General features: G+C 51.2%; 13 protein-coding genes. 5 read left to right on the plus strand and 8 right to left on the minus strand.

Features of this window, described 5'->3' with window-relative positions:
- Nucleotides 1–254: 254 nt before the first annotated feature.
- Nucleotides 255–806: a hypothetical protein gene (locus JRI95_12725; GenBank protein ID MBW2062405.1), complete on the plus strand. Its 552-nt coding sequence runs from the start codon at nt 255–257 to the stop codon at nt 804–806.
- A gap of 375 nt (nt 807–1,181) precedes the next feature.
- Here the strand turns inward: JRI95_12725 and JRI95_12730 are convergent, their stop codons facing one another.
- Nucleotides 1,182–2,288: a PQQ-like beta-propeller repeat protein gene (locus tag JRI95_12730; GenBank protein MBW2062406.1), complete on the minus strand. Its 1,107-nt coding sequence runs from the start codon at nt 2,286–2,288 to the stop codon at nt 1,182–1,184.
- A 380-nt stretch (nt 2,289–2,668) separates the two neighbouring features.
- The gene (gene nadB, locus JRI95_12735; protein ID MBW2062407.1) at nt 2,669–4,297 is read right to left on the minus strand and encodes an L-aspartate oxidase; all 1,629 of its coding nucleotides are present in this window, start codon (nt 4,295–4,297) and stop codon (nt 2,669–2,671) included.
- A gap of 143 nt (nt 4,298–4,440) precedes the next feature.
- Between nadB and JRI95_12740 the strand changes: the two genes are divergently transcribed.
- Entirely contained in the window at nt 4,441–4,653 is a 213-nt protein-coding gene (locus JRI95_12740) for a hypothetical protein (GenBank protein ID MBW2062408.1), read from the plus strand.
- 9 nt (nt 4,654–4,662) lie between these two features.
- A complete protein-coding gene (locus JRI95_12745) occupies nt 4,663–4,884 on the plus strand; it encodes a hypothetical protein (GenBank protein MBW2062409.1) in 222 nt (73 codons plus the stop codon).
- Between the two features lie 96 nt (nt 4,885–4,980).
- Here the strand turns inward: JRI95_12745 and pilQ are convergent, their stop codons facing one another.
- The 6 genes from pilQ to JRI95_12775 are packed head-to-tail and all read right to left on the minus strand — an operon-like array spanning nt 4,981 to nt 10,610.
- Complete coding sequence (gene pilQ / locus JRI95_12750; GenBank protein MBW2062410.1) at nt 4,981–7,242, minus strand: type IV pilus secretin PilQ; 2,262 nt, start codon at nt 7,240–7,242, stop codon at nt 4,981–4,983.
- Nucleotides 7,239–7,883 (minus strand): pilus assembly protein PilP, encoded by a 645-nt coding sequence (locus tag JRI95_12755; protein MBW2062411.1) that lies wholly within the window; start codon nt 7,881–7,883, stop codon nt 7,239–7,241. Before JRI95_12755 ends, pilQ begins: the two co-directional genes overlap by 4 nt.
- A complete protein-coding gene (gene pilO, locus JRI95_12760; protein MBW2062412.1) occupies nt 7,880–8,548 on the minus strand; it encodes a type 4a pilus biogenesis protein PilO in 669 nt (222 codons plus the stop codon). The genes JRI95_12755 and pilO overlap by 4 nt, the downstream gene beginning before the upstream one ends.
- A complete protein-coding gene (locus JRI95_12765; GenBank protein ID MBW2062413.1) occupies nt 8,545–9,327 on the minus strand; it encodes a PilN domain-containing protein in 783 nt (260 codons plus the stop codon). The genes pilO and JRI95_12765 overlap by 4 nt, the downstream gene beginning before the upstream one ends.
- Nucleotides 9,324–10,379 (minus strand): type IV pilus assembly protein PilM, encoded by a 1,056-nt coding sequence (gene pilM, locus JRI95_12770; GenBank protein MBW2062414.1) that lies wholly within the window; start codon nt 10,377–10,379, stop codon nt 9,324–9,326. The genes JRI95_12765 and pilM overlap by 4 nt, the downstream gene beginning before the upstream one ends.
- 21 nt (nt 10,380–10,400) lie before the next feature.
- Nucleotides 10,401–10,610: a helix-turn-helix transcriptional regulator gene (locus JRI95_12775; GenBank protein ID MBW2062415.1), complete on the minus strand. Its 210-nt coding sequence runs from the start codon at nt 10,608–10,610 to the stop codon at nt 10,401–10,403.
- 773 nt (nt 10,611–11,383) lie between these two features.
- Here JRI95_12775 and lepB point away from each other — a divergent pair.
- Together lepB and JRI95_12785 are read left to right on the plus strand one after the other, a co-directional pair.
- Nucleotides 11,384–12,001, plus strand: a complete 618-nt coding sequence (gene lepB, locus JRI95_12780) for a signal peptidase I (protein ID MBW2062416.1) — start codon at nt 11,384–11,386, stop codon at nt 11,999–12,001.
- A 184-nt stretch (nt 12,002–12,185) separates the two neighbouring features.
- On the plus strand, nt 12,186–12,736 hold a 551-nt coding region (locus JRI95_12785), incomplete at its 3' end, for an aspartate carbamoyltransferase (protein ID MBW2062417.1).

A 12,736-nucleotide genomic window follows, 5' to 3' on the forward strand; every position in this document is an offset into this window, starting at 1 on the left:
GCAGCCAGCTCAGCCCGGTATTATGAAGATGGGAAATCGGTGGGAAAGGAGACAGGCTGAACGCCATAGGCAGACCTCTTGTGCTGACGCACCCCGACAAAAAAAAGTTGTCGGGGCCACCCGCCAGACATCCTTTTGTTTGACGACCTTTATCGTTCTGGAGCGACCCTTAACGCCATAACTCAGGCATTGAAAGACAAGGGAAAAGCAAAAGAAATATATGTACTTACACTTACTATGACTCGGAAAATAAAATGAGTAAGGTGTTCTTCGGTGGTTCCCGTAAAATGGGACGCTTGAGCCAAGCGGTAAGAGAGCGTACTGATAATATCATTGCAAAGGGTTATCTCATACTGCTTGGCGATGCCAATGGTGCTGACAAGGCGATGCAAAAATATCTCTCGGAAAAAGGTTATAGAAATGTTTTAGTGTTTTGCATGGGTGATGTTTGCCGGAACAACCTGGGAAAGTGGGAAACGCGGAATGTTCTTTCGAGAAGAAACAAGAAAGATTTTAATTATTACAGCACTAAAGATGTCCTGATGAGCGATGAAGCTGATTATGGACTCATGCTGTGGGATGGAAAAAGCAAAGGGACTTTAAACAACATCTTGAATCTGTTCGCCCGCAACAAGAAAGTACTCGTTTATTTCTCTCCGACTAGGAGTTTCTATACGGTCAAGGATAAGCAAGACGTGTCGAAATTGCTCGAACAATGCGACCCGGACTCATTAAGGAAATTTGATCAAGCTTTAGGAATTGATCAGCGGATCAACTCAAGGCAACAGAAGCTAAACCTTGCCTAACAAACCCTTGAACATGGACCGGTGTTTCCGCTGGCGCTTCATAGCCGCAAGTGATCCTGGGCGTTGGCCCAAGGAGTAGGAATGAAGCGTACATGCGATCAGATCAAATTGTCATTGATTTTATTTCAAAACAGTCTCATATTAGTGCAATAAGCCGGCTTTTTTCACTCCTCAATAAAATATAATTTATTTAATCATTTCTTTATATTAAACCTTTTCCCGGTATACCGCCGTTTTACTCTCCCCCCCCATTTGAGCAGCTCACCTGACCCATGCCCGAACGTAATAAAGGCAGGGCTCCTTAGGGGAAAACCCTGCCTTTTGATACGCGAGAACTTAGTTTTTTAAAAATTCATTTAGGCCCAAGTGTTTCCATTAATGGGCTCTTTTTTTCCTTTGCCACAAGGTAAGCAAGATGATGGCAGAAAGCAGGGCCAAGACGGCCAGCGGGACGGTATGCGGGACTCCGGCCGCGGTGGTTACAAAGCAGTTGGCGCCGAACAAACTCCCTTTGCTCGCAACAAAAGTTCCATTCTCCCCATAACTGGTTCCATTCGTGTTAGTGGCGACCAGCCGGTAATGATAGACCTTGGTGAAATCCAGCCCGGCGCCATCCTCATCAATGAAAGCGGTGACTTCGTGGAACAAGGTTCCTGATCCAATGGATGTCTGCGCTGTGGTAAAGCCGTAACTGGTGGAATATCCCCACTCAAAAAAGAACGTGGTCTCTTCACCGTTCGGATTGACGGTCCCCTTCAAAGTCGCGGATTCACCGCTCACAGCGACCTCGGCCGGGCGCGTCTCCACCCAGGGACTATCTGTCTGCCGCTCGGCCCGGACTGACCCGCTGGCAATGGCGTAGAGATTACCGTCGTCAGACCCGACGTAGACCGTTCCGTCAGAACCAATGGCTGGAGAGGAGTTCACGAGGTGTCCCGTGTCGCACACCCATTTCTCGGTCCCATCAGGGTTGATGGCGTAAACCCTGCCCCATGATCCCACATAAATCGTTCCATCCGGGCCGATGGCCGGGGCGCCGTTCACAGAGCCAGGGCCACCCGCTTCATATGTCCACTGAAGCGTACCGTCCGGGTTGATGGCATAAAGCCTGTCAAAGGAGCCTAAATAAATAGTCCCGTCAGCACCCACGGCTGGAGGAGTCTCCACCGGCTTTCCTGTCTCAAAGGCCCACTTCCGGGTCCCGTCCGGGTTGACGGCGTAGAGACTGCCATCGTCTGACCCCACATAAATCGTCCCGTCAGAGGCAATAACCGGGGAGGAGCTCACCGCACCATTAGTTTCAAACGCCCACTTCTGGGTGCCGTCCGCTACCGATGACGCAAATGGAAACAACAATATTATCAGCAGGAAGGCAGCGGCCAAAAATATAAACTGATACCTGGCCTTGTTTCTCAACACTTCTCTCTCCTTTCTGTCCAACGTTACCGAGCTGGTGTCTAACTGGAAACGCCTTCCCCATATAGAGGAAGCTCATGTTTTATCCAGCCGCTAAAGGACATGCGGTTCCCAGAGTCTGGATTAAAAATCTATATAAATCCTTATCCCTTACCGGCCTCGGGTCTGAGTTCTTTAACTATCTTAAACACCTGGCGCGGTGAAATTCTTTTATCCCAAAAGTCAGGGCGACTCGTCAATATTAAAAGTTTTTCGTAAGGTTACGTTATCACAAAAATATTAAAATCTCAACTAGTTTTCCCTTGAGTGTCAATAGCAAATTAAAATGTCCGGTGTTCATAGCACATTAAATGTCCGGTTGCTTTTTTTTGGTTTCTGTTTATCATTCAATTGCACCATGTGAGGATAGGGCCACACTAGGGAGCGGCCCAAAGGCAGGCAAGGCATTATGTTGGGAAGGAGCCTAACCGGAGGATGGTGTCCCTTTTAAACAGGGCGTCGTTTCTTTGAGGATAATCCAGGTTGTAATGAAGTCCCCGGCTCTCTTTCCGTGAAAGCGCGCTTTCAATAATAAGTTCGGCCACCATGGCGATGTTCCTCAGTTCGATCAGATCGCTGGTGATGAGGAAGTTCCAGTAGTATTCGTCTATCTCTTTCTGGATATTCCTGATGCGGCTGCGCGCCCTTTGCAGGCGGCGGTTGGTGCGCACCACGCCCACGTAATTCCACATGGAACGGCGTATCTCCTCCCAGTTGTGGGAGACCACAATGGCCTCATCACTGTCTGAGGCCCAGCCCGGGTCCCATTTCGGCTCCTCAGGCCACGGCCTTTTACGTCTTGCTTCGAAGTCCCTCTGAACGGCCTGGGCAGCCCGGTCGGCCATGACCAGCGCTTCGAGGAGGGAGTTGCTGGCCAGCCTGTTGGCGCCATGCAGCCCGGTGCTGGCGACCTCACCCAGGGCGTAAAGGCAAAGGATATTGGTGCGTGCGTCTAAATCGGTCAACACGCCGCCGCAAACATAATGGGCCGCAGGCACAATCGGGATGGGCTCTCTGGTGATGTCAATCCCGAAGCTGAGGCAGGTCTGAAAGATATTGGGAAAGCGTTCAGTGATAAAGCTCTTTTCACGATGGCTGATATCTAAAAAAACACAGTCATCGCCGCTCTTCTTAAGCTCAGAGTCAACGGCCCTGGCGACCACGTCCCGCGTCGCCAGGTCTTTCATCTCGTGGTAATCGGCCATGAACTCCCGGCCTTTTGAATCAATCAGCTTCCCGCCTTCTCCCCTGACCGCTTCTGAGATTAAAAAGCTCTTGGCCAGGGGATGATAAAGACAGGTCGGATGGAACTGCACGAACTCCATATTGGCTATAACCGCGCCCGCACGGTAACCCATGGCCACCCCGTCCCCGGTGGCTATGTCCGGGTTGCTGGTATATAAATAGACCTTCCCGGCCCCGCCGGTACAGAGAACGACGACACGGGCAAAAAAGGTCTTGACCTCGTTCTGCCTGGTATCCAGGACATAGGCCCCCCAGCAGGATTCTTCAGACATCGTCTTGACGAGGCCCCGCCGGAAGAGCTTGTAATGAGTGATTAAATCTATGGCGACGTGGTGCTCGTAAAATTCAATATTCTTTTGCGCCAGGGCCTGCTCGACCAGGGCTCGTTCTACTTCCTGGCCCGTCATGTCCTCGGCATGCACGATCCGGCGTCGGGAATGACCGCCTTCCCGGCTCAGTTCAAACATGTTCTCCTGTCCAGCCTCGAGGTTGAAATTTACGCCCAGGTCCAGAAGCTCCTTGATGCGACCCGGGCCTTCACTCACCACAACCTTAACCACCTTTTCATCGCACAGGCCCGCGCCAGCGGTCAAGGTGTCTCGCATGTGAAGTTCAAGGGAATCATCTTCACCCAGGACTGAGGCTATGCCGCCCTGGGCCATATTCGTGCTGGTGTCGCTTTTTTCCTTTTTGGTTACAATATTAACGGTGCCGAACTTCGAGACCTTCAGGGCGAAGGATAGACCGGCTATGCCGCTTCCGATTACGAGAAAATCACTGATATGAGTCAAGCTAACCCCTCCCCTTGAGGCATGATTATTGACAAGCTCATGCCAAATGGCAAGAAAAATCGAGCCTCAAGGCAATGAGCCTTGCTTTGAAAACGCCGGGAAGGTATGCTAATATTATATTAGGCAGTTAAAAAGGTGAACAGATGCGCAGATTGCACACGCTTTTAACCATTACTCTGTTTCTGCTCCTGGTTCCTTATGCCGCCATGGCTCAACCCATGCCCAAGGCGGTGACGCCAGAAATAGACTTTGACTTTGGAAAGGTAAAGGCGGCCGGCCAGACACTGAAGCACGATTTTGTCATCGCCAATCACGGTCAGGCTGATCTGGTCATCGCAAGCGTTGTTCCGGGCTGAGGCTGCACTGTGGTCAAGTTTGACCGCCTGATCAAACCGGGGCAGAAAGGCCGCATCACTTTATCTTTGAGGCTCTCCAGCCGCTCCGGGCCTTTTATAAAACAAGCCGTGGTTCGAACCAACGACCCGAGAAGGCCCAAAATTACACTGCGCCTCAAGGGGATTATTGTGACCGTTCCGAAAGGGGTTCAAGGCGAGAGGCCCCGCAGCGGCCCTTCAAAAATGAGATAGCTTCAAAACGGCGCGCTGGAAATATTTTCCTTACTTGTGAAAAAGGGCCGCCGCCTTTACGGGCGGTGGCCCTTTACGTCTAGATCAAGTTCTGGTTTAAATTTTCACCGGGATGATGTGAGCCGTGATAAAGATTAAAAGTTCAACCTTTGAATCCAGGACCTCATAGTTTTTAAATAACAAGCCAATTATGGGTATGCGGTGCAGGCCCGGGACGCGGTTGGTGGTTCTGGACTTGTCGTCAATGATGATCCCGCCGATGACGACCGTCTCGCCGTCTCTGACCATCAGCTTGGTTGAGGCCTGGCGGGTGTTAATCGGCGGGTTTCTGGCGCTACGAGCGTAATCCGGGGTATCCTTGGTCACCGTGATCTGCATGGAGATGATCTTCCCGTTTTCCTCGATGTGGGGTGTCACTTCGAGCTTCAATTCCGCTTCCTTGAAGTCTATCTTGCTAGGCTCAGTCGCAGTGGCCGTGGTTTCAAAGGGAATGGACTGGCCCTGCTTGATGAAGACCTTTTCATCATTATTCGCCAGGATGCGCGGGGCGGAGATGATCCGTCCTTCACCGCTCTGCTCCATGGCATACAAATTGGCGTTCAGGTCAATGGCGGCGGTGGCGAAGGAAAGACCGAGGGCCAGACCGGTAGCCGGTGGGGCGATCAGATTAACAGCGTGATTGGTGGCGCCGAAGAGGCCGTTAGCTGTAAGAGATCCGCCTAAAGACCCTCCCATGAGCAATCCGCCCAGATTTCCTCGGGGGTCTCGCACGGTGCCGCCCCAGTTGACGCCTAAATTTTTTGAGAAGCTGGTCGAAGCCTCGACAATGCGAGCTTCAATCAGGACCTGCATGGCTACCTTATCGTTTTTACGGAAGACCTCCTGCATTACCTGGAGAACATCTTCTCTCTCTTTAAGAAAGACGTCGTTCCCGATCACCTTGATCGTCCCTTCAGGGCTTTTGAGCGGTTCGAGCATCGCTTTCATCTTTTCGACGCTGGCGTATTTGGGCGTCCATATTCTGGTGACCAGGATTTCCTTTTCTTTTTCTATCAGTTCCAGTTCAAGCTGTCGCCTTTTCCTTTCTTCGAGCAGGCGTCCGACTTCTTCGATGCGCAGGACATTACCCACGATCTCCATGCCCAGGTTCTGAGAGGCGAGAATAATGTCCAGGGCCTGGTCCCAAGGCACGTTCTTGAGTCTGAGGGTGACCTTGCCTTTGACGCGGTCCGAGATGACGACGTTCTTGCCGCTCACTTCACCGATCAGCCTGAGGATATTGTGGATATCCGCATTCTGAAAATCAAGCGAAATGAGCTTCCCGGTATAGGTGCGACCTTCAGGGGAGACAGCCGCTCGCCTGGCAGGGGCAGCGGGAGCGCCTCTGACCTCGGCCTCCGCAGCCGACGGCTCAGCCAGGATCGGCTTTTTGGCCGCCCGGGGCGGAGGCAGATAAATCTTCCTCGGAGCCACGCCCGAAGGGTCGAAGTCGAGGTGGATGATGGGTCCTTCCTGGCTCAGATGATAAGGCACGGTCTGCCGAAGTCTAATGGTCAGGCTCAGGGTCTGCCTGCCAGCCCGAGCCGGGTTGATGAAATCAACAGCGCTTTCAAAATAACTGGTGTCCAGAGGCCGGAGCAGGGTCTCGGCGATGCTTACCGGCGACAAGGATAAAATCACGGTTCTGCCTTGGTCTCGGGCTATTATCCTGGGCGTAACCGGACCGGTCGCCTTGATGCTCAACCGGGTGCCTTGTCCCTTGGCCAGGGGCTTGAAGTCAAATCCGGTAATGCGGATAAGGCCCGCGCTGGAGGGGGCGGCAGATGTTCGTTCAAAGCCGGTCGAGGTCGAGGCCTGGCGGGATGAAGGGTCTGCGGTCAGCGAGGCCTGAGAAAGGTTCTCGATGATAACGGCGAGGTTATTGTTTTCACGTATGATTTTATAATCGGGCTTCCCGGCGAGGTTAATCCTGACCCGATGCAGTGTCTTCTTGCCATCAATAGAGCATACCTCGACCTGTTTAATGGTCCCGTTGTTGACCTGGGTCTGACCCACAGCCCGAGGTGCAGCGACGGCCCCGAGATCTACAATGATGCTGGGCGGGTTATCGAGCATAAAGGTGGTGTAGGTCAAGTGTTGGTTGCCCATCAGGACCACGCGGCTGGATTTGCCAGTGTGATTGACCAGGACTCCCAGCAATGTGGGTTCAGCCTTTGCCAGGGTCGAGGCCGGGACAGCCTGATGCTCATGTGCTTTTTCTGCCATCGGGATCGGCCGGGTCGCCATCTGCGTGGCGCAGCCCACGACCAGGACCAGAAGGGCGATCACAAGCAGAGTCTGTGTGGGTCCCCTTCTCATTGTTCTTCTCCTTTAAGCGGTATAGTCACCACGCGCGTTTTTTTCTTTCCGAGGTAAGTGCGGTATTCCTCAATTACTTCAATACGACCGGGCTTAACGACTTCCTGAAGCCCGCCGCGCACGCCTGTTTCCGCTGGGTAAATTCCCAGTACTTTCCCGTCGTTTGTGCCGACATAAGTACCGGCCTTGATGATGTAACCCATGCCGGTGGAATCTTCGAGCAGGGCCCGGGCATCCTTCCCGTTGGAAATGATCGCTACCAGTTTCAGGGAGGACAGCTCCATCTTTTGAAGCGGCGTCAAAGGCTTGCCAGGTTTTTTGGCCGACGTTATTTCAGGCCCTTCAGGCGATATAATCGGAAGGAAAGGGTCATTTCTGTCCGCAGGCACGAAAACGTACTTCCTGCCTTGCTCATTCCAGATATCGAGGATCCTGCTGGACTCTTGAGGGTTGGCCAGAGCTTTCCCGGGCGCGGCCTCAGATGCGGCAGACGCCGGGGCCGGGGCGGCGGCCGCGACCTGGCTTCCAGGCCCAAAACCTAACGTCAAGCACAGCGAAAGGCAGACTGCGGCCAGAACAAAGGTCCTTCGTTTTTCAAGCGCCATAAAACGCTGACCATGGATATGTCTAGATTGACTCATTTTCTCTTGACCTTGGCCCCGCCTTTCTTCTTTGGACTTTCAAGAACGTTGTCTGGCAGCGATGTCTCAATAAATCGGTATGTGGTCCCGCTGATGGTGCTGGTCAGAATCAGGTCGCCCTCAATGATGACCGGCCTGGCCATCTTGATGGAATCCACATGAACGATCCGTGCCAACCGGCTGATTTTGTATAAGAAACTGGCTACGTTAATATAGGGGCCTTCCACGATCATGTTAAACGGAACCTTGGCCAGAAACCCCCCCCTCAAGTCCGAAGTTTTTGGCTGGACTGGTTTGAATTCATAAACGTTCAAGCCTGAATCCAGGGCACGGGCCGACACATCTTTCAGAAGCCGGTCAACCTGTTCCTCATCAGGAAGAAAACGGCGTGATATCTCGAGCTCTTTCTTCAGGCGCTCGAGTTTTGCCGGGGCCTCCCTGATCTCTTTCTGCCTCTTGGCGCTCATATTAAAGGCCAACTTTTCTTTGGCCTCCTGGATCTGTTCTTCCAGGGAATTGATGTCATTGAAAAGAGGCAGTAGAAGGAAGTATCCAAAGACCGCTACCACAACGATATACACCCCGGCGGCAATACCGAGTTTATGGGGCCGCTTCAGCTTTTCGAGCTGTTCCCAGGGGAAAGGTGGCAGCTTGATATTATTCATGTGCTTTTTCCCCCGGTCTGACTAGCCTTGGCTTCTTGTTTTTGCGACTTGTCTTCACTGAGGTAGTTGATGATGCATTTGATCTGAAACTGCTTTAACCGGTGCGGCCCGATGTTAATCTGCCTCGAATTGATCAGCTTTACATTTTCGATAAGCAAGGAATCTTCCAGGTTCTTGATATATCGAGCGATAAACTGATTATCCTTGGCAACGCCTTTAAGCGTCAGTACCGCCACCTCTTTGGTTTCAATTTTTGGTTGAGCCGCGGCCGCTTGTTTCTTCGCCTTGACCGTGGTGATGATCTTCTCTTTTACCTTGGCCTTCCGGTTCGAAGCCGCGGGTCTGGCCGGGACGGCCCTTTTTCGAGCCGGCTGGGGTGGTATGACGGGCACCGTGACCTTGATGGATTCAGTGCGCTGTACCAGCTCCGTCAGCCAGACCTCACCGCGCGGCGTTCTTTTAATGATTTCGTCCAAAAGCCTGACCGGTCCGCTGCGCTGTTTGATCAGGTCAATGATCAATGAAATCCTTTGGTCGAGGAGGGCCATGGTCTCATTCTGGATATTGAGGATTTCAATCGCCTTTTGCTGAGCTTCCCAGCGATTTATTAATTTTTCTTTCTCGACCAGGAGCTTATCCACTTCACTGACCTGGTCGAATCGATACAGCGCCATGGCTGCGACTATCCCGATTAAAACGATAATAAAGATAGAGACCTGCAGTCTGATGTTTTCTCTGCGTTTAAAGGCGCGTACTGGTAGGAGATTGATCCTGATCAAATCTCTTCTCCAAGCCTCAGGGCTAGCCCGAGACAGATGGTAACCTGGGGCGCGATGTACTCGATGTACGCTGGATCGAATTTTTTCTGATTAACCCCGATGTTCTTGAAAGGGTTGAAAAACTTAACCGGTACACCGGTCTCCTGACCCAGATATCGGTCCAATCCCTCAAACCGGCTCGAACCGCCGCTGAGGTAGATTTCAGACAGCTTTTCATCCGGATAAGTCGTCTCAAGGAACTCAAAGGCACGCCTGATTTCAGCGACCCAGTTCTCAATGGCCCGGCTGACAATGTCTGAAACCGCGTTCAGGTCCGGGGCCTCGATGCCTCCCCATTTGATCCCTTCGGCGGTGTCATAGTCCACGTCAAACTGTTCCTGGATTTCTTCTGTGATGCGGGCCCCGCCCATGGGAGCGTCACGCGTAAAGAGGGAGCTGCCTTCCTTGACGACATTAATATTCAGCTTATTGGCGCCGATGTCAATAAGGGCCACGGTGTCCTTTATATCCAGATAGTTCACAGAAAAGGCATTTTCCATGGCAAAGACATCCACATCAACGATCACGGGCACCAGCTGGCAATCATCCAGCAAATCTATGTAACTGTCAATAACATCCTTCTTCGCCGCTACCAGGATCACGTCCATCTGGTCTTCCGAGATCTCACTTTGCCCTAAAATCTCAAAGTCAACGTTCACTTCGCTAATGTCAAACGGAATGTACTGCTCAGCCTCAACCTCTATTGTCTCAGATAACTCCTCCCGGCTAGTGGTGGGCAGATTGATCTTCTTGATGATGACCGAATAACCGGAAATCGAGGTACAGATATTCTTGACCTTGTACTTCTGGAGCTTGAGGAGATTCTTGATCGTATTCACTATGACCGCTTTCTCCTCGATGTTGCCTTCCACAATAGCGTCAGGAGGCAGATTCGCCACGCCCAATGACTTGAGCGCCAAACCTGACTTGGTTGAACTCAGGAGCACGCACTTTATGGCATGCGACCCGATGTCCAGACCTAGGATAGACTTTTTTTGACCCGTAAGCGCCATGTCGAAAAATCTCTCCCGGTATCAACTATCTTTATCACTGCCGAATATCTGTTCAGCATCCACGATAGCGTATCCCAAAGCCTTCAGAATCTTACGCTTGGTCTCCATGCGGCAGTTCTTGCCCTTCTCGATGCGGTCAATTGTGAGAGGGGATACCCCAGCGTTACGGGCCAACTCGGCCTTGCTCAGAAGACGTTGTTCCCGAATTTTTTTTAAGGAGTTCTTCCCCAAATCCTCGCCCTCCTTAACACGATGAGATGTTTTTCTCAGATCGAGAATTGTCCGGTTCAAAATGTATCATTGATGTTGATTTAACCACTTTTATAATGCGTTGTCAAGTATTTTGTTTCTAATTTATTATAAATTTTAATAAATTACATTATATTGTATTTAATGTGCCCCTGAACACAAGATATAGATTGGAACCATTAAATAGTCCCTACATTTAGATGATAATGCGTATTCATGATGCATCCTGCTCGATTTTTAATTCCGGGCCGATATCTTTAATCGTGGCTGAAAAACTATTTTTTTCAAGCTCATTTTAAACCAGTTGGTTGTTTTTTCTACTTTTTTTCAGATAAAACTTCACCTAATACTTTGCTTGAGGCAAGCCTTTTAAAAAACCATCAAAACCGCAGGCCGGTCATCTCTCATGTTCGGGTAACGTTTACTTTAGACGTTTACTTTAGACGCTTTGCATGAGGTATCGTGCGACCGCCGGTTTTCTGGCTGAATAAGGTATATATGCCCGAACGACCCCGGCCCTCAAATTTATCTTTACAAAATTAAACCTTTAAAATATTATCTGATAGCCTTTCTGAGTGAGCCGGTTAAAAATACGGTTCACAAAAGCCCTGACCGACTCTTGTTGATGATTCAGGCAGCGGCCTGTAAGTAAGGGTTTTCACAAAGAAAGAAATATGAGGACTATAAAAGATAGAAACAGGTAAAAGACCAACTCGGCAGCTAAAGCCGATGCGATATCCAGGAAGGAAGGCAGAATGAAAGAGGCAAGGACCAAGAGTCTCGTTCGTGAATATCTCGAAGTTATCATCGCGGCCATTATCCTGGCCCTTTTTATCAGGACTTTCACGGTCCAGGCCTTTAAGATCCCCTCAGGATCCATGGAGCCCACACTCAAAGTCGGGGACCATATCATGGTCAACAAGTTCATCTATGGGATACGCCTGCCTGTGGTCCACAAGACCATCATCCCCATCAAGGACCCTCAGCGCGGGGATATGATCGTCTTCGTTTTCCCTCTGGATCCGAGCAAGGATTTTATCAAACGGGTGGTGGCTGTGGCCGGCGACACGGTCGAAGTGAGGGATAAAAAGCTCTATATCAACGGGAAGCAGGCCCTAGACGATCATGCTTATTATGGGCGTCTCGGAGCCGGCACAACCATGGTCAGCCCCCGCGACAATTTCGGCCCAATCACAGTGCCTGAAGGCGCTGTTTTTGTCATGGGCGACAATCGGGACCACAGTTACGATTCGAGGTTCTGGGGCCCGGTTGACCTGAAGGCGGTCAAGGGGAAGGCCTTTATCATCTACTGGTCCTGGGACTCGGCCAACTGGAGGATCAGGTGGGGGCGGCTGGGACGCCTGCTCCATTAATTTCTGGACGTAGAATCCTTATTCTGGCCTTGACTCACATTAAACCAGGATGTTAATCTGAAGATGATTGTGACTTGAATCTCGAAGGAGATCATATGTGCTGCTTTTCAAGCAGTGATGCAAACACCTCCTCATCTGCAAGGAAGGGGAGGTTTTTTTTATCCGAACTAGTTAGAGGTTAAAGGTGGCGGAGTTCAAACGAAAGGACCTCTTGGGCCTGGAAGATCTTTCCCCCGCGGAAATGACCCATATTTTAGATACGGCTGAAGTCTTCAAGGAGGTTTCAGAGAGGGAGATTAAGAAGGTCCCGACCTTGAGAGGCAAAACCATTGTCCACTTCTTTTATGAACCGAGCACCCGCACCAGAACTTCTTTTGAAATCGCAGCCAAGCGTCTCAGTGCGGACACGGTCAGCCTTTCGGCTTCCACTTCCAGCCTGGTCAAAGGTGAAACATTGATTGACACCGTGCGCAATCTGGAGGCCATGAAACCGGACGCGATTGTTATACGCCATCCAGCCAGCGGGGCGCCCCATCTCCTGGCCAGTCTGGTTGACTCGGCGGTTATAAACGCTGGCGACGGGACTCACGAGCATCCAACCCAGGCCCTGCTGGACATGCTGACCATGCGAGAGGTCAAGGGACGGCTGGAGGGGCTTCGGGTGGCCATCATTGGAGACATCGCGCACAGCCGGGTGGCCCGTTCGAACATGATCGCCTTGAAGAAGATGGGCGC

The organism is Deltaproteobacteria bacterium (assembly GCA_019308995.1).
In the GTDB taxonomy this organism is placed as follows: domain Bacteria; phylum Desulfobacterota; class Desulfarculia; order Adiutricales; family JAFDHD01; genus JAFDHD01.